We start from the raw sequence: 17,673 nt of genomic DNA, 5'->3' as shown, positions 1-17,673 counted from the left end.
CCTAAATGCGCGCCGCACCAACAGGAGACGCTGCCTTGACCGATCCGTTCGTCCGCCCCGACGTTCGCGCGTTCCTCGATATGATCGCGGCCATGCCACAGCCCGAATGGCCGCCGGAAACCGCCGCCTATCGCGCGCAATATCTCGCGATGAAGGACCTGGTGGACCTGCCGCTCCCGGAACTTGCCACCGTGCGCGATCTGGCGATTCCCGGCCCCGCCGGCACGATCCCCGCCCGCCTGTTCGACGTGCGCGAGAAACGGGAGCCGGGACCGGTGGTCGTTTTCTATCACGGTGGCGGATTCGTTATCGGCGATATCGATACCCATGCCGCGTTCACCGCGGAAATGAGCCGGATGCTCGACCTGCCGGTGGTTTCGGTCGATTATCGGCTCGCGCCCGAACATCGCTGGCCGGCCGCGTCGGACGATGCGGAGGCGGCGGCGCGCTGGGTTGCATCCAGCCCCGCCGAACTCGGCCTTGCGGTCACGTCGATCGCGGTCGCGGGCGACAGCGCGGGGGGGCAGCTTGCCGCCGTGGCCGCCATCGATCTGCGCGACAAGCCGGCGGCGACGCCGGTGATCGCCCAGCTGTTGATCTATCCGGCCAGCGACCTCGGCACCACCTACCCTTCCTACGATCAGTTCAGCGAAGGCTATGTCCTGACCGCCCGGAGCATGGAGTGGTTCGACGATTGTTATCGCGCGGACGTGACCCATCCCCGCGCCTCGCCGATGCGGGGTGGCGGTCTCGCTGGCCTGCCGCCGGCGGTGATCGTCACCGCCGGCCTGGACCCGATCCGCGACCAGGGACGGGCCTATGCCGCCGGGTTGATCGGCGCCGGCATTCCCGTGGTGTTCCGCGAGGCGGTGGGCAATGTCCATGGCTTCGTCACGCTGCGCCGGGTCATCCCGTCGAGCCAGGGCGACGTCGCCGGCATGCTCGCGGCGTTTCGCGATGTGGTGACCGAGGCAGAGGCCAATCGCGTCATGGTGCAGGCGGCGGCATGAGCGGCACTGCCGCCCTTCCCTATCGCCCGTGCGCGGGGGTGATGCTGGTCAATGCCGACGGACAGGTGTTCGTCGGTCAACGGCTCGATTCCACGCTGGAGGCCTGGCAGATGCCACAGGGTGGGATCGATCCGGGAGAGGAGGCGATCGACGCCGCCTATCGCGAGCTGTGGGAGGAAACCGGCGTCGTGCGTGCGCATGTCGAATTCGTCGCCGCCGCGCCCGAGGAACTTCAATACGACCTGCCCGACGATCTGATCGGCAAGGTGTGGCGGGGGCAGTGGCGCGGCCAGCGGCAGCGCTGGTATCTGTTTCGTCTGACCGCCGGAGACGATGCGATCGACATCGCGACCGCGCATCCCGAATTTCGCGCATGGCGCTGGATCGACCCGCGCGAGCTGCCTGAAGTGATCGTGCCGTTCAAGCGCGATCTATACGTAAGGCTGCTCGAAATCTTCGCCGAACCGCTGGGATTGCCGGCGCCCCGGTCGGATTGATCTCGATTTTGCCGCATTGCCGCATTAGGCGGATCGCCATGCGCCGGACGATCCCCCTCCTCCTCGCCCCCCTGCTGCTTGCCAATGTCGATGAGGCGGTCGGGGAAAAGCCCGCCCCTGCCGAAGTGCCGCCCGCCGTCCAGGCGATGCTCGACGCCGCGATGAAGGCAGGCGACGAAGGGGCGGTCGCCGCGATCGTCAAATATGCCAAGGCCGCCGACAAACCGAGCGGCGAGGTAATCGAAAAGACCGCCGGTACATGGAAGCGCGAACGGCGGGAGGCGGCGGAACGCAAATTGCGCGAGGCCAGCTTCCTCGACCTGTGGAAGGGGCGCGCCGAACTGGGCGGCTATCTGACCACCGGCAATTCCGACACGCTGGGCCTTACCGGCGTACTTGACGTGAAGCGTGAGGCCCTGCGCTGGCGGCACAAGCTGAAGCTCCAGGCCGATTATCAGGAGAGCCTGGGCCGCGTGGTGCGCGAACGCTACCTCGCCGCCTACGAACCCAATTTCAAGATCGATGACCGCGCCTATATCTATGGCGCCGCGATGTTCGAGAGCGATCGCTTTCTCGGCTTTGACGAACGCTATTCGCTGTCGGCCGGTGGCGGCTACACGGCGATCCGCTCGCCGCAGGTCAAGCTCGATCTGGAGGTCGGCCCGGCCTATCGGCGCACCGCCTACACGTCCGGCATGCTCGAGAACCAGCTGGCGGTGCGCGGCAAGCTGGACCTCGACTGGAAGCTGACGCGCGGCATCACCTTCAGCCAGGATGCCGCTGCCTATGTGCAGAGCGACAACAGCACGATCCAGACCAAGACCGCGTTGCGCGTGCGCCTGTTCGGCCCGCTTTCGACGCAGATGTCCTACGCCGTAAACTATGAAAGCGCGCCGCCGGCACCGCGCGTCAACACCGATACGACGACGCGCGCATCGCTGCTGATCGACTTCTGACCGATCGGCGATCGTTACATTCGATACTTTTGCGGTCGAGGGGGTTCACCCGCGCGGCGTGAGCCGATAGACCCGCGCCATGCCCCTCTCCCCCACCGAAGCCGCCGCCGTCGAACACGCCCGCGCGGCCCCGATGCTGGAACAGGTCGAACGCTGGGTCGCGGTCAACAGCGGGACGCGTAACCTGACCGGACTGGCGCGCATGGCCGAGTTGCTCGCCGCCGCCTTTTCGACCCTGCCCGGTGACCTTCGGCTCGTCGATCCGGCGCCCGTCGATGCCGTCGATGGCGCGGGAGAGACGCGCGCGGTGGGCCATGGCCATCACCTTCACCTGCGCGTCCGGCCCGAAGCGCAGGTGCAGATGCTGTTCACCGGGCATATGGATACGGTGTTCGCGGCGGACCATGCGTTTCAGCAGGCGACATGGCTGGACAATGGCTGGCTGAACGCACCCGGCGCGGCCGACATGAAGGGCGGCCTGGCGGTCATGCTCGCCGCCCTGAATGCGGCGGAGGCGCATGCGGACCCCGCGCGTTTCGGTTATGAAGTCGTCATCAATTCGGACGAGGAAACCGGGTCGTTCGCGTCCGCCGCGCTGATTGCGGAGGCGGCGCGCGGCAAGGCCGCGGCGCTCACCTATGAGCCGGCCCTGCCCGACGGAACGCTGGCCGGTGCGCGTGGCGGCACCGGCAATTTCTCGATCGTCGTCCATGGGCGCAGCGCGCATGCCGGCCGCAATCCCGACGAGGGTCGCAACGCGATCGTCGCCGCCGCCGATCTCGCCCTGCGGCTCGCGGCGATCAAGGGCGACGGCCTGTCGGTGAACCCGGCCCGGATCGAGGGTGGCGGGCCGAACAATGTCGTCCCGGACCTCGCAATCCTGCGCATCAACTTCCGGCCCGCATCCGCCGACGCGATCGCGCGCGCCGGTTCGGCGGTGGAGGATGCCGTCGCCGCCGTCGCGTCCGCGCATGACGTGAAGGTCCACGTCCATGGCGGCTTCAACCGCCCGCCCAAGCCGATCGATCCGGCTGCCGAGCGCCTGTTCGGCATGGTCAGGCAGGCCGGCGCCGATCTCGACATTCCCGTCGCGTGGCGGGCGACCGGCGGGGTGTGTGACGGCAACAACATTGCCGCCTGCGGCGTGCCGGTCGTCGATACGATGGGCGTGCGTGGCGGCGCCATCCACAGCGCGGACGAATTCCTGATCCCCGAAAGCCTTGCCGAACGGGCGGGTCTTTCGGCGCTCACCATCCTGCGCATCATTGAAAAGGGAGGCGTATGAGCTTCGTCATCCGGCCCGCACGAGCGGACGATCTACAGCATCTTTATGAAATGGCGAAGCTGACGGGGGGCGGGTTCACGAACCTTCCCCCGGAAAAAAAGTCGCTGATCGCCAAGCTGGAGCGCAGCGCCGAGGCGTTTGCCCGTACCGACGATGCGCTGAAGGACGAGCTGTTCGTGCTGGTACTCGAAAATGTCGCGACGGGCGAGGTGCGCGGCACGTGCCAGATCTTTACCCAGGTCGGCCAGCGCTGGCCCTTTTACAGCTATCGGATCGGCACCGAGACGAAGCATAGCGAGGCGCTGGGACGGACGTTTCGCGCTGAAATCCTGAGCCTGGTCAACGATCTGGAGGGGTGCAGCGAGGTGGGCGGCCTGTTCCTCCATCCCGGCGAGCGGGCCGGCGGCCTGGGCATTCTGCTCGCGCGCAGCCGCTATCTCTTCATCGCCATGCACCGCGCGCGGTTCGGTGACCGGATGCTGGCGGAACTGCGCGGCGTGATCGACGAGGCGGGGGGATCCCCCTTCTGGGACGGGGTCGCCGGGCGATTCTTCGGCATGAATTTTCAACAGGCGGACGAATTCAACGCGATCCATGGCAACCAGTTCATCGCCGATCTGATGCCCAAGCACCCGATCTACACCGCAATGCTCACCGAAACGGCGCGCAGCGTGATCGGCCTCCCCCACCCGTCCGGCCGCGCGGCGATGCGGATGCTGGAAAATGAAGGGTTCGCGTTCGAGAATTACATCGACATTTTCGATGGCGGACCAACGATGACCGCGCGGACCGATCAGGTTGCGACGATCCGCGACTGCCGTACCGATCAGGTGGCCGCAATCGGCCCCGGCGGGGGCGCAGCGATCGCAGCGCGCGGCATGCTTGGCGAGTTCCGGGCCTGTCACGCAAAGGTCGGGACGGACAGCGATGGCGTCACGCTCGACGCGGCCTCGGCGGACCTGTTGGGCATCGAACCCGGCGCTCGGATCGTCCATGCCGCACGTTGAGATCAATTTCGACGGGATCATCGGGCCAAGCCATAATTATGCGGGCCTGAGCCCCGGCAATCTGGCCGCGACCCGCAACCGGGGGGCGGTGTCCCATCCGCGCGCCGCCGCCCTTCAAGGGATCGCGAAGATGCGCGCCAATCTGGCGCTGGGGCTGACCCAGGGCATCCTGCTGCCCCATGCGCGGCCCGACCATCGCTGGCTCTCCACGCTGGCGGTCGCATATGCCGATGCCGCGCCGCACCTGCAGGCGCAGGCGCTGTCGGCGTCGGCGATGTGGGCCGCGAACGCGGCGACCGTCTCTCCGGCGGCCGACACCGCCGATGGCCGTTGCCATCTGAGCGTCGCCAATCTCGTCACCATGCCGCATCGCAGCCATGAGTGGCCCGAGACGCTGGCGCAGCTCCAACTGGCGTTCGCCGATCCCGCCTTCCGCGTCCACGGTCCCGTCCCCGCGCCGTTCGGGGACGAGGGCGCGGCCAATCACATGCGGCTCGCGCCCGCGCATGATGCGCCCGGGGTCGAGATCTTCGTCTATGGCGTCGGTGGCGGCCCGTTCCCCGCGCGGCAGCATCGAACCGCCAGCGAGACGATCGCGCGCCGCCACGGACTCGATCCCGATCGCACCTTGTTCGTCGCCCAGTCGGACGCGGCGATCGCCGCCGGCGCCTTTCACAACGATGTCGTCGCGGTGGCGAACGGGCGCGTGCTGTTCGCGCATGAGGATGCCTTTGCCGACAAGGAGGGAGTTTACGCGCGGTTGCGCGCGATGATGCCGGAGGTCGAGATCGTCGAGGTTCCCGCGGCAGAGGTGAGCCTTCAGGACGCGATCACCTCTTATCTCTTCAACGCACAGCTGGTGACTCTGCCATCCGGCGAAACCGCACTGATCCTGCCCCTTGAAGCGCGCGAAACGCCTTCGGTATGGGCCTGGCTGGAAGCGCATGTTGCGGGCAATGGGCCGATCCGCCATCTCGAAGTGGTCGATGTCCGCCAGTCGATGGCCAATGGCGGCGGGCCGGCGTGCCTGCGCCTGCGCGTCGTCGCCGATCCAGCGACGGTCGATCCACGCTTTCTGGTCGATGACCAAAGGCTCGACCGGATCGCGGATGTCATCGCAACCCACTGGCCCGAAACGATCGCGCAGGACGAAATCGCCGATCCCCAGTTGCTCGCGCGGATCGAACGGGCGCGTACCGCCCTGCATGGACTGTTAGGCACTGTCGGGTTAATTGACAGGTAACCATGACGCTTAACGCGAATCGTCGGATAATCGCCATTGGCCCGACTTTTGCGTTGAAACTGTCATGGTTGTGCGCATCAAACGCCTGTTCACGATAAAGACCAAGTTCGAGGCGTTCCTCGTGATCTATGCGCTGGCCAACGGCGCGGTGCAGCGGGGCGCAGTCTATCTGGATCAGTATCCGGGCGTTGGGGGCTGGATGCTGTTCGCCGCATGTACCGGCGTCGTGTTCATGGCGGGCGGGCGACTGCTCGATTCGCTGGCATTGGGCTTTGGCGCGGAGTGAACGACATTTGATCGGAGCGCAGGGCGGTCCGGCCGGGGGAGATTGAGTTGCGATTGTTTCGTCGAATGTTCACCACGCTCGCCGCGCAGGCGTTGCTGGTCGTCGCGCTTCCCGGTGGTCTGTTGCTGTGGAACGTTCACACCAGCAGCCAACGCCTGATGGCGGTGCGCGATCGCGAGCATCTGGACATCTTCGCCGCGCTTGCATCGGCCTCCGCAACTGCGGGGAAGCCGTTCGCGCAGGTCATCGACGAACTGGACACGCGCGATCCGATGATCCTTGGCGGGCGTACCGCGATCGTCGCGCCGGACGGCCGGCTGCTCGCCGGGCCGACCACGACCCCGATGCTGCTGGAGCGCCCGGTCACGGTGAACGGACGCGAGGTCGCGAAGGTGCGGATCGTGCGGCCGCCCCGGCTGACGGATGGCGACCGCGAGCTGCTGCGCGATCATTATCTGGGCATCGCGGCGGTGCTGTTCGGGATGTTCGCGCTGTTGTTGCTCGCCGCCTACTGGATCGCGGGCCGCTGGTCGCGGCCGCAGATCCAGATGCTGCACGCCAGCCAGGAGGTGATCGAGGGCGCCGACGACATCTATATCGACGAAACCGCCCCGCGTGAAACCGTCGCGACGATGCGCAATCTGCGGCGCATCGCCAGCCGGTTCGGGCGCATCGAAACCGCACGCCGCACCTGGCTGGTGATGATCGCGGAGGAACTGCGCGATCCCATCCAGCGATTTGGCGAACGGCTGTCGATGGTCAACGAGCGGCTGGCGGGCGACACCGAATTGCAGGCGGAACTGGAAGCCGATCAGTTGCGCCTCTCCCGCATGGCGGAGGATTTGCACGCGGTCGCGCTCGCCGATCTCGGCCGGCTGCCGCTCCGCTTCGCCGATGTCGATCCGCGCGCGCTGATCCACAACGCGATCTGGAGCCATGGCAAGATGGCGCAGGCGGCGGGGGTCAGCCTCGAAACGAGCAATCTTCCTCCCTTCACCATCATCGTGAAATGGGATGCCGAGCGGATCGAGCAGCTGTTCGGCGCGCTGATCGAAAACAGCATGCGCTATGTTCCGCGTGGCGGCCGGATCGTGCTGGGGCTGGAAAGCCAGCGCGACGCATGGCGTCTGATCATCGACGACAATGCGCCGGGCGTCGATGTCGCGCTCGCGCAGCAGCTGTTCGAACCCTTTTACCGCGCGGACGCCCAGAACACGCCGGGCGGATCGGGCCTTAGCCTTGCGACCGCACGCGCGATCGTCGAGGGGCATCACGGCCGGATCGAGGCGGGGAATTCGCCGATCGGCGGGCTGCGCATCACCGTCGTGCTGCCATCCGCGCCGCCGGCGGTCTGACCCCTATTCGAACTCCAGGATGGCGGCATCCACGGCCAGGCTCTCACCGGCGCCATAGTTGACCGCCTTCACCACGCCAGCCTTTTCGGCGCGCAGGATATTCTCCATCTTCATCGCCTCGACCACCGCCAGCGGCTGTCCTGCCTCGACCTTGTCACCCGGTTCGACATCTACCCGGGTCAGCAGCCCCGGCATCGGACAGAGCAGGAACCGGCTCATGTCGGGCGGCACCTTCTCGATCATATATCCGGCCAGTTCGGCGACGCGCGGCGAATAGACGCGCGCCTCATGCGCCGCGCCGCGCGTGCGCAACCGCCAGCCGGACCGGGTCCGCGTCACCGCGACGGTGAGCAGATCCCCATCGACACGAAATGCGGCAAGGCGCTCGCCCGGGCGCCACTGGCCGATCACATCGACCGGCGGTTCGTCGGCATCGAGACGGACGAGCAGCCCCCCCTCATATGGCTCGATCGTCGTATCGAAACGCGTATCTCCGATGAGTACCGCGCGGTGGGGAGACAGCGGGGGCGGCCCGGCCATCTGGCCCGACAGGTCGGCGGCATGGGCAGCGCGCGCGATGTCCAGCGCCACGGCGATGGCGGCGAGCCTGCGGATCAGCTCCGGCGTCGCGGCGGCACCCGCGAACCCGTCGGGATATTCCTCCGCGATAAAGCCGGTCGTCAACGCACCTTCGCGAAAGCGGGGATGCTGCATGAGCGCGGACAGGAAATCGATATTATTGCCCAGCCCCTCCAGCTCGAACCGGTCGAGCGCCGCGACCTGAAGATCGGCGGCGGCATCCCGCGTCGGCCCCCAGGTGATCAGCTTGGCGATCATGGGGTCGTAGAACATGCTGACCTCGCCGCCCTCTTTCACGCCATCATCGACGCGAACATAGCCGGCGGCGTCCGCCATGACGTCACCATAGGGCGTGTCCTGCGACGCGGGCGGCTGATAGCGGACCAGCCGCCCGGTGCTGGGCAGGAACCCGCGATAGGGATCTTCGGCATAGACGCGGTTTTCGATCGCCCAGCCGGTCAGGGTCACATCGTCCTGCGTGAACGCCAGCTTTTCGCCCGACGCGACGCGGATCATCTGCTCGACCAGATCAAGGCCGGTGATCGCCTCCGTCACCGGATGCTCGACCTGAAGCCGCGTGTTCATTTCGAGGAAGTAAAAGCCCTGGCCCGTCGTATCGGCCCCCGACACGATCAGCTCGACCGTGCCGGCGCTGTAATAGCCCACCGCCCGCGCCAGCGCGACCGCCTGCTCGCCCATCGCCCTGCGCATCTCGGGACTGACGAATGGCGATGGCGCTTCCTCCACCACCTTCTGGTGGCGGCGCTGGATCGAACATTCGCGCTCGCCGAGATAGACGATGTTGCCGTGCTGGTCGCCCAGCACCTGGATTTCGATGTGGCGCGGGCTCTCGATGAACTTCTCGATGAACACGCGGTCGTCGCCGAAGGATGCCAGCCCCTCGCGCTTGGTCGCCTCAAAGCCTTCGCGCACGTCCTGTTCGCCATAGGCGAGCCGCATCCCCTTGCCGCCGCCACCGGCCGAGGCCTTCATCATCACGGGATAGCCGATATCGGACGCGATCTTCACCGCCTCGTCCGTGTCCGCGATTTCGCCCAGATAGCCGGGAACGACGTTGACGCCCGCTTCCTTGGCCAGCTTCTTGGACTCGATCTTATCGCCCATCGCCGCGATCGCACCGGGCGGCGGCCCGACAAAGGCGATTCCCGCCTCGGCGCAGGCCTTGGCGAAGCTCTCACGCTCCGACAGGAAGCCATAGCCCGGATGGATGCAGTCCGCCCCCGTTTCCTTCGCCGCAGCCAGGATGAGGTCCGCCTTGAGGTAACTCTCCGCCGCCGGCGCCGGCCCCAGCCGAACCGCCTCGTCAGCCATCAGCACATGCGGCGCGCGCGCATCCGCGTCCGAATAGACCGCGACCGTCGCGATCCCCATCCGCTTCGCCGTGCGGAACACCCGACACGCAATCTCGCCACGATTGGCGACCAGGATCTTCTTGAACATTGCGGCCCCTATTGGCTTGGTTGCGGGTAAAGCTGGCGGATCGCGGCAAGCGCGGCGCCATGATAGATGGTGGCGTGGGTCTCGTCGGGACACGGTGCGTAGGTCCAGGCAAGGGTTGCCGGCACCTTGTCCTTGAGCAGCGCCGCAAAGGGCGCGACCCCCATTCCCTGTTCATTGGCGACGCTGAGCCACAACCGGCCTCTCGCCTTGGAAAGCAGCGCGGGCGCCGCCTTCACCAGCGCCTCATTATCCCACCACAGGCTGGGACTGATCGCGATCCAGGTATCGAACAGGGTCGGCGCGCGCAGCATCGTTTCGACGACGAACAGCCCGGCGAGCGATTCCCCGATCAGCGCGCTTTCACCGCTGGTGCGATAGGTCTTCTCCACCCACGGTTTCACCTCCTGCGCGAGGTAGCGGCGGAAGCGATCGGATTGACCGGCCGTCGGATAGTCCGCTTTCAATTTCGCATCGGTCGCGATCGGGAAAGCCAGTTCGTTGCGTCGATCCACCGTCTCGATCCCGACGACGATCATGTCGCGCGTCGTGCCTACAATCGTACCAAGCTGCGCGATGCCGGAAATGTGGTGGAAATCCTGATCCACTCCGCCATCGAGCAGATAGAGCACGGGATAGCGTTTCGCGCCCTTCTCGTAACCCGGTGGCAGCCAGACATTGATCGTACGTGCCGAACCCATGATCGCGGACGGTAGCTTGTAAGACTGGCCGATGACGATCGGCGTGCCAACGGGCTGCGCGAGCGCGGAGAGCGGGAGCAGCGCCAGCAGGAGGGCGAGGAGGCGGATCACTCCGCCGCCTCCAGCTCCGTCTTCACCTCGCCCGCCATCGCGCGCATGCCCAGCCGGGCGAACAGCGCCGCGTCCTTGTCGTCGCCGGCATTGCCGGTGGTCAGCAGCTTGTCACCGGTGAAGATCGAGTTCGCCCCCGCCATGAAGCACAGCGCCTGCGTCTCGTCGCTCATGCTCTCACGCCCGGCGGACAGCCGCACCATCGATTCCGGCATTGTGATCCGCGCGACCGCGACGGTCCGCACGAACTCGATCTCGTCGATCTTCGCCAGCGGCGTATCGTGGAGCATGTCGCCCAGCACCGTCCCCTTCACCGGGACCAGCGCGTTCACCGGAACGCTCTCCGGATGCTTCGGCAGCGTCGCCAGCGCGTGGATGAAGCCGACGCGGTCGCTGCGCGTCTCACCCATGCCGACGATGCCGCCGCAGCACACATTGATCCCCGCCTCGCGCACATGGTCCAGCGTCTCCAGCCGGTCAGCAAACGTGCGCGTCGTAATCACCTCGCCATAGCGTTCGGGGGCGGTGTCGATATTGTGGTTGTAATAATCCAGCCCCGCCTCGGCCAGCTGAGCCGCCTGTTTGTCGCTCAGCATGCCCAGCGTCATGCAGGTTTCCATGCCCATCTGGCGCACGCCCTTCACCATCTCGACGATGGCGGGCATGTCGCGGTCCTTGGGATTGCGCCAGGCAGCACCCATGCAGAAGCGCGACGAGCCATTGTCCTTCGCCTGTGCCGCCGCCTGCAACACCGCGCGCACGTCCATCAGCTTGGTCGCCTTCAGCCCCGTTTCGGCATGGGTCGATTGGTTGCAATAGCCGCAATCCTCAGGGCAACCACCGGTCTTGATGCTGAGCAGCGTTGACAACTGAACCTCGTCCGCCGCGAAATGCGCGCGATGGACGGTGGCGGCCTGAAACAGCAATTCGGCAAACGGCAGGTCGAACAGCGTGGCGATTTCGTCGCGGGTCCAGTCGGTGCGGATATTGCTCATCGTCTCTAGAACTTCCGTTTCGCAAGGTCGAACACCGGAACCTCGGTTTTCCGGCATTGCATGTCCCACGCTATTTCGTGATAGCGCCCGTCTTTCCACTCGCCGCGCAGGATATAGCGCGCCGTACCCGCCATCCGATCAGCCTTGAACGTGCAGGTCCAAAGCGGATCGCCGTCCGGAGCATCGTCGCTACTGACCGTCACAAGACCCGGCGATATCGAAACGAAACGCAGCCCTTTTTCGGAACCGCACACCGGTTCGAACTCCTGTCGCGGCATCATCGCGCGACGGACCGTTTCGGTCGAGGCGTCGAACACGAACACCTGCTGCTGGAGCGCGCCCTTCCTCACGCTGCCGCCGTCGCTTTTCGCGGTCGCGGCACCGATGCACGCGATCGCGACCGGTCCCTCCGCTCCGGAAGCGATCCCTGCGGCAAGCAGGGTGATCGAAGCCCAGCCAAGGGTCATTCGGCGGCTTCCCGTTGCGGCGGCATATTGTGGCCCAGCAGCGTCAGCACTTCCTCGGCCGCCTCGACCAGATTGGTGCCGGGGCCAAAGATCGCCTGGACACCGGCATCGCGCAGCATCTGATAGTCCTGAGCAGGGATCACGCCGCCCGCGATCACCTTGATATCCGCCCGCCCCGCATCGCGCAGATGGCCGATCAATTGCGGAATCAGCGTCTTGTGTCCCGCCGCCAGGCTGGACGCGCCGACCACATCGACATCCTCCGCCAGCGCCAGCTCGGCCGCTTCCGCCGGGGTCTGGAACAACGGACCGGGAACGACGTCGAACCCCAGATCGCCGAACGCCGAGGAGACCAGGTTCGCGCCGCGATCATGCCCGTCCTGCCCCATCTTGGCGACCAGCATGCGCGGCCTGCGCCCCAGACGGCGCTCGGTCGCGGCGACGCCGTCCTTCAGCCGCTCCCAGCGCGCGTCATCGTCATAGGCGCCGCCATAGATGCCCTTGACCGGGGTCGGCACGGTGCCGTGGCGGCCGAACACATCCTCCATCGCCAGGCTGATCTCGCCCAGCGTCGCGCGATGCCGCGCCGCCTCGACCGCCAGTTCGAGCAGATTGCCCTTACCCCGCGCGCCCTCACGCAGCGCGTCGATCGCCGCCCGGCACGCCGCCTCGTCGCGAGACGCCTTCACGCTGGCGATCCGCGCGACCTGTGCCTCGCGCACCGCGTGGTTATCGACATCCAGGATGTCGATCGCGTCCTCGTCCTTCAGGCGGTATTTGTTCACCCCGACGATCACGTCCTCACCCCGATCGACGCGCGCGGCGCGGGCGGCGGATGCCTCCTCGATCATCGCCTTGGGCCAGCCGGCGGCGACCGCCTTGGCCATGCCGCCCTCGCCCTCGACCCGCTCGATGATCTCCCACGCCTTATCGACCAGTTCCTGAGTCAGCGCCTCGACATAATAGGAGCCGCCCAGCGGATCGACGACCTGCGTCATCCCGGTCTCTTCCTGGAGCACGATCTGGGTATTGCGGGCGATCCGGGCGGAAAAATCGGTCGGCAGCGCAATGGCTTCGTCCAGCGCGTTGGTGTGCAGCGACTGCGTCCCGCCCAGCATCGCCGCCATCGCCTCGATCGTCGTGCGGATGACGTTGTTGTACGGATCCTGCTCGGTCAGGCTGACGCCGCTGGTCTGGCAATGGGTGCGCAGCATCTTGCTGCGTTCGTCCTTCGCGCCCAGGCGGGTCATCACGCGATGCCACAGCACGCGCGCCGCGCGCAGCTTTGCGACCTCCATGAAGAAGTTCATGCCGATCGCGAAAAAGAAGCTGAGCCGGCCCGCAAACTTGTCGATGTCGAGGCCGCTGGCGACCCCGTATTTCACATATTCCATGCCGTCGGCGATGGTGAAGGCCAGTTCCTGCACCTGGGTCGCGCCGGCTTCCTGCATGTGATAGCCAGAGATCGAAATACTGTTGAATTTCGGCATGTTGGACGACGTATATGCGAAAATGTCCGAAATGATCCGCATGCTCGGCTCGGGCGGGTAGATATAGGTATTGCGGACCATGAACTCCTTCAGGATGTCGTTCTGGATGGTCCCGTCCAGCTGATCGGTCGGAACGCCCTGCTCCTGCCCGGCGACGATGAAGAAGGCGAGGATCGGGATCACCGCGCCGTTCATCGTCATGCTGACCGACATCCGGTCGAGCGGGATGCCGTCGAAGAGGATCTTCATGTCCTCGACGCTGTCGATCGCCACCCCCGCCTTGCCGACATCGCCGGTCACGCGCGGGTGGTCGCTGTCATAGCCGCGATGCGTCGCCAGATCGAAGGCGACCGACAGTCCCTTCTGCCCCGCCGCGAGGTTACGGCGATAAAAGGCGTTCGATTCCTCGGCCGTCGAAAAGCCCGCATATTGCCGGATGGTCCAGGGGCGGCCGGCATACATGGATGCGCGCACCCCGCGCGTGAACGGCGCAAAGCCGGGCAGGCCGGGGTCGATGGTCGCATCATCGGCGGTGTAGAGCGGCTTGACCTCGATCCCCTCAGGCGTGCGCCACGTCAGGTCGCGGCCCTTTACCTCCTTGTCGGCCAGGGCTTTCCAATCGTCGCGGGTCGGCTTGTCGGTCATTACTTGCCCTTGAACTCCGGCTTGCGCTTTTGCAGGAACGCGGCAACGCCCTCACGAAAATCCTCACTGTAGCCGGCGCGACGCTGGTTGGTCGCCTCAATGCTCAGCGTTTCGGACAAGGTGCTGTTGAGCGCGGCCTTTACCTGCGCACGGATGAGGCCAAGCGCCATGGTCGGCTTCGCCGCCAGTTGTGCAGCGATGGCGAATGCCGTTTCCATCAGCGCCTCGTCCTCGACGACCCGCGCGACCAGCCCCGCATCCTTGGCTTCCTGCGCGCCAAGCTTCTCGCCAAGCAGCGCCATTTCGAGCGCCTTGGCGCGTCCCGCCGATTTCGCGACCAGCCACGTCGCCCCGCAATCGGGTACCAGGCCGATGTTGGAGAAGGCGAGGAGCAGATAGGCGGATTTCGCCATCACCACGATGTCGCCGCCCAGCGCGATGCCGGCGCCGGCCCCCGCAGCCGGACCGTTCACCGCGACAACGATCGGGATCGGCAGTTTGGACAGCGCCTCCGCGACCGGATTGTAGCCAAGCTCGATCGACCGGCCGAGATCGGGATTCAGCCCCTTGCCGCTTTCCGTACCAAGCTCCGCGCCGGAGCAGAAGCCGCGCCCCTCCCCCGTCAACAGAACGACCCGCGCGCCCTCGTCCGCCGCACGCCACAGCGTATCGCGGATGAGCGTGAGCATGGCGGGAGTGACCGCGTTCAACCGGTCCGGGCGATTGAGCCGGATCGTCGCAATGCCATTTTCCAGTGCGTAGAGGACGGTTTCTTCAGTCATGCGCCTCTCCCTTCGGCGTCTCCATGATCTCCGTCAGCACGCCACCCATGTCTTTGGGATGCAGGAAAAAGATCAGCGTGCCGTGCGCGCCGATGCGCGGTTCGCCCAGCACCTTGGCGCCCTTTTCCTCGAACCACGCCTTCGCCTCGTGAATATCGGGAACTTCGTAACACACATGATGCTGCCCGCCCGCCGGGTTCCTGGCGAGGAAAGCGTGGATCGGCGAGGTCTCGCCCAGCGGCTCGATCAGTTCGATCTGGGTATTGGGGGTATCGACGAAACACACCTTCACCCCCTGGGCGGGCAGGTCGAACGGCATATGCACCGTCTCCGCACCCATCACGTCGCGGTAAAAGGCGATGCTGTCCTCGATCGAGGGCGTGGCGACGCCGATATGGTTGAGGCGGCCGAGTTTCATGGCTTGCATCCCAATTTCAGCACGAGAGGCGCGACTCCTTTTGCACCGGCACGAACTTCCCGCCGCGATATTCGTAGCGCTCGACGAAGCTCGCCGTGCCGCTAGCGCGGACCGCGAACGACTTTCCCTTGACGATATCAACGATTTTTCCGTCGAGGTTGCTGAGCGGCTCGCCGCCGAACGTCTTGCCGGTGGTTTCATCGACCGCGCCCTCGTTCGACGAGGACAGCCACACGCGATCGGATTCAACCGGCCCGTCGGGCTTCAGTTCGGTGATCGACGCCCCACCGCACGAATAGCGCTGCCCCGACCAGCCACTCTCGACATAGATTGCCGGATTGTCGGTGAAACGATCGACCAGCTTCCATTCCGGTTCCGCGCCCCAGCCGGAGCCGCGCACCAGGGTGGGCCATTTGCCGGTCACCTCAAACCCATCGCCCTGCGGCTTCAGATAGGCGATCGCCAGCGCGCCCGAACAGGCATGGCAATCGGACTCGTTTGCACCAGGGCTCAGCAGGACCGCCCTGTCGCCGATCCAGAACAGGCGGCCCGGCTTCACATTGATGATGTCGGCATCGCCCCCCCGCACCTGCGCGGCGCCATCCCTGCCATAGACGGCGCGGAAGGCGAGCTTGAGCTGCTCCGCCTCGGACAGGGCGCGCACGTCTTTCGCTGCCGCAGTCGCGGTCGCGGTCGCCGAAGGGGTCGGCGTGGCCGCGTTACCGCTCTCGGGCGTCTGTTTACAGCCGGCCAGCAGCACGATCGCACCGCCAAGCGCGATGCCGAAAAGAGTGAGGCGATCGGCTTTCATTTCGAATTCCGGTCGCTGTCGATGAACACCGGAGCCATCAGGTGGCCCTCACAGCGGGATATTGTCATGCTTCTTCCAGGGATTTTCGAGGCTCTTGTTCCTCAATTTCCGCAGGCCCAGCGCAATCCGTCGGCGCGTCGAGTGCGGCATGATGACCTCGTCCACGAATCCCTTGCTGGCGGCCACGAACGGGTTGGCGAAGCGTGCCTCATATTCGGCGGTCTTTTCGGCGATCTCCTCGGCGGTCTTGCCGCGGAAGATGATCTCCACAGCCCCCTTCGCGCCCATCACGGCGATTTCGGCGGTCGGCCAGGCGTAATTCAGATCGCCGCGCAGATGCTTCGACGCCATCACGTCGTACGCGCCGCCATAGGCCTTGCGCGTGATCACCGTGATCTTCGGCACCGTCGCCTCGGCATAGGCGAACAGCAGCTTTGCGCCATGCTTGATGATGCCCGAATGCTCCTGGCCCACGCCCGGCAGGAAGCCCGGCACATCGACAAAGGTCACGATCGGAATGTCGAACGCGTCGCAGAAGCGGACGAACCGTGCCGCCTTCTTGGACGAATTGATGTCGAGCACGCCGGCCAGCACAATCGGCTGGTTCGCGACGATCCCGACGGTGCGTCCCTCGATCCGGCCGAAGCCGATGATGATGTTGCCCGCATGCGCCGGCTGAAGCTCGAAAAACTCGCCCTCATCGACCGTCTTCGCGATCAGCTCGTGCATGTCATAGGGCTGGTTGGCCGATGGCGGGATCAGCGTGTCGAGGCTGTCCTCGGTCCGGTCCCACGGATCGCTGCTGGGGCGTTCGGGAACCTCTTCGCGGTTCGATGCCGGCAGGAAATCGATGAAGTCGCGCGCCGCCAGCAACGCCTCGATATCGTTTTCCAGCGCCAGGTCGGCGACCGACGATTTGGTGGTGTGCGTCACCGCGCCGCCCAGTTCCTCCTGGGTCACCACCTCATTCGTCACCGTCTTCACCACATCGGGACCGGTCACGAACATATAGCTCGAATCCTTCACCATGAAGATGAAGTCTGTCATCGCGGGGGAATAGACCGCGCCGCCGGCGCACGGCCCCATGATGAGGCTGAGCTGCGGCACCACGCCCGATGCCAGCACGTTGCGCTGAAACACTTCGGCATAGCCGCCAAGCGAGGCGACCCCCTCCTGAATCCGCGCGCCGCCGCTGTCGTTCAGGCCGATGACCGGCGCGCCGACCTTCAGCGCCATATCCATGATCTTGCAGATCTTCTGCGCATGACGTTCGCTCAGCGATCCGCCGAAGACCGTGAAATCCTGGCTGAACACGAACACGAGCCGACCGTTGATCGTGCCGGAGCCGGTGACCACGCCGTCGCCCGGCACGATCTGGTCCGGCATGCCGAAATCGACGCAGTTATGCTCGACATACATGTCCAGTTCTTCGAACGATCCGGCATCGAGCAGGACGTCGAGCCGTTCGCGCGCGGTCAGCTTGCCCTTGGCATGCTGCGCGTCGATCCGTTTCTGTCCGCCGCCCAGCCGCGCCGCGGCGCGACGCCGTTCCAGTTCCTCGATGGTCGAAGACATAG

General features: G+C 65.7%; 17 protein-coding genes. 8 read left to right on the top strand and 9 right to left on the bottom strand.

From position 1 onward, the window contains the following. The first annotated feature begins 35 nt into the window (after positions 1 to 35). The 8 genes from KF783_RS05290 to KF783_RS05255 all read left to right on the top strand — a co-directional run bounded on the left by KF783_RS05290 (position 36) and on the right by KF783_RS05255 (position 7,639). Positions 36 to 1,010 carry an alpha/beta hydrolase gene (locus KF783_RS05290; RefSeq protein WP_294077149.1) on the top strand — a complete coding sequence of 325 codons (975 nt, stop codon included), beginning with the start codon at positions 36 to 38 and terminating at the stop codon, positions 1,008 to 1,010. Next, positions 1,007 to 1,507 (top strand): RNA pyrophosphohydrolase, encoded by a 501-nt coding sequence (locus KF783_RS05285; RefSeq protein WP_294077147.1) that lies wholly within the window; start codon positions 1,007 to 1,009, stop codon positions 1,505 to 1,507. The genes KF783_RS05290 and KF783_RS05285 overlap by 4 nt, the downstream gene beginning before the upstream one ends. Before the next feature lie 38 nt (positions 1,508 to 1,545). Further along, entirely contained in the window at positions 1,546 to 2,463 is a 918-nt protein-coding gene (locus KF783_RS05280; protein WP_294077145.1) for a DUF481 domain-containing protein, read from the top strand. A 79-nt stretch (positions 2,464 to 2,542) separates the two neighbouring features. Continuing rightward, a complete protein-coding gene (locus tag KF783_RS05275) occupies positions 2,543 to 3,748 on the top strand; it encodes a hydrolase (protein WP_294077143.1) in 1,206 nt (401 codons plus the stop codon). Beyond that, positions 3,745 to 4,755: an arginine N-succinyltransferase gene (locus tag KF783_RS05270; RefSeq protein WP_294077141.1), complete on the top strand. Its 1,011-nt coding sequence runs from the start codon at positions 3,745 to 3,747 to the stop codon at positions 4,753 to 4,755. The genes KF783_RS05275 and KF783_RS05270 overlap by 4 nt, the downstream gene beginning before the upstream one ends. Further along, a complete protein-coding gene (locus tag KF783_RS05265; RefSeq protein WP_294077140.1) occupies positions 4,742 to 5,998 on the top strand; it encodes an N-succinylarginine dihydrolase in 1,257 nt (418 codons plus the stop codon). The genes KF783_RS05270 and KF783_RS05265 overlap by 14 nt, the downstream gene beginning before the upstream one ends. A gap of 64 nt (positions 5,999 to 6,062) precedes the next feature. Next, positions 6,063 to 6,284 (top strand): hypothetical protein, encoded by a 222-nt coding sequence (locus KF783_RS05260; RefSeq protein WP_294077137.1) that lies wholly within the window; start codon positions 6,063 to 6,065, stop codon positions 6,282 to 6,284. Positions 6,285 to 6,349: 65 nt separating this feature from the next. After that, a complete protein-coding gene (locus tag KF783_RS05255) occupies positions 6,350 to 7,639 on the top strand; it encodes an ATP-binding protein (RefSeq protein ID WP_294077135.1) in 1,290 nt (429 codons plus the stop codon). A gap of 3 nt (positions 7,640 to 7,642) precedes the next feature. Here KF783_RS05255 and KF783_RS05250 read toward each other — a convergent pair whose 3' ends face one another. From KF783_RS05250 to KF783_RS05210, 9 genes are read right to left on the bottom strand one after another with little or no spacing between them, the layout of a single operon-like run. After that, complete coding sequence (locus KF783_RS05250) at positions 7,643 to 9,679, bottom strand: acetyl/propionyl/methylcrotonyl-CoA carboxylase subunit alpha (RefSeq protein ID WP_294077133.1); 2,037 nt, start codon at positions 9,677 to 9,679, stop codon at positions 7,643 to 7,645. 8 nt (positions 9,680 to 9,687) lie between these two features. Further along, positions 9,688 to 10,488 carry an alpha/beta hydrolase-fold protein gene (locus tag KF783_RS05245; RefSeq protein WP_294077131.1) on the bottom strand — a complete coding sequence of 267 codons (801 nt, stop codon included), beginning with the start codon at positions 10,486 to 10,488 and terminating at the stop codon, positions 9,688 to 9,690. Beyond that, positions 10,485 to 11,483, bottom strand: coding sequence for a biotin synthase BioB (bioB, locus tag KF783_RS05240; RefSeq protein WP_294077129.1), 999 nt, complete (start codon positions 11,481 to 11,483; stop codon positions 10,485 to 10,487). Before bioB ends, KF783_RS05245 begins: the two co-directional genes overlap by 4 nt. Before the next feature lie 5 nt (positions 11,484 to 11,488). Continuing rightward, a complete protein-coding gene (locus KF783_RS05235) occupies positions 11,489 to 11,950 on the bottom strand; it encodes a hypothetical protein (RefSeq protein WP_294077128.1) in 462 nt (153 codons plus the stop codon). Further along, positions 11,947 to 14,085 (bottom strand): methylmalonyl-CoA mutase, encoded by a 2,139-nt coding sequence (scpA, locus tag KF783_RS05230; protein ID WP_294077125.1) that lies wholly within the window; start codon positions 14,083 to 14,085, stop codon positions 11,947 to 11,949. Before scpA ends, KF783_RS05235 begins: the two co-directional genes overlap by 4 nt. After that, positions 14,085 to 14,867, bottom strand: coding sequence for an enoyl-CoA hydratase-related protein (locus tag KF783_RS05225; RefSeq protein ID WP_294077123.1), 783 nt, complete (start codon positions 14,865 to 14,867; stop codon positions 14,085 to 14,087). Before KF783_RS05225 ends, scpA begins: the two co-directional genes overlap by 1 nt. Then, positions 14,860 to 15,285, bottom strand: a complete 426-nt coding sequence (gene mce, locus KF783_RS05220; RefSeq protein WP_294077122.1) for a methylmalonyl-CoA epimerase — start codon at positions 15,283 to 15,285, stop codon at positions 14,860 to 14,862. The genes KF783_RS05225 and mce overlap by 8 nt, the downstream gene beginning before the upstream one ends. Before the next feature lie 16 nt (positions 15,286 to 15,301). Further along, entirely contained in the window at positions 15,302 to 16,096 is a 795-nt protein-coding gene (locus KF783_RS05215) for a hypothetical protein (protein ID WP_294077121.1), read from the bottom strand. 48 nt (positions 16,097 to 16,144) lie between these two features. Further along, complete coding sequence (locus KF783_RS05210) at positions 16,145 to 17,671, bottom strand: acyl-CoA carboxylase subunit beta (RefSeq protein ID WP_294077119.1); 1,527 nt, start codon at positions 17,669 to 17,671, stop codon at positions 16,145 to 16,147. Between the last annotated feature and the right edge of the window lie 2 nt (positions 17,672 to 17,673).

Source organism: Sphingomonas sp. (genome assembly GCF_019635455.1).
GTDB lineage: Bacteria > Pseudomonadota > Alphaproteobacteria > Sphingomonadales > Sphingomonadaceae > Sphingomonas.
This window is presented reverse-complemented; position numbering and strand designations above follow the sequence as displayed.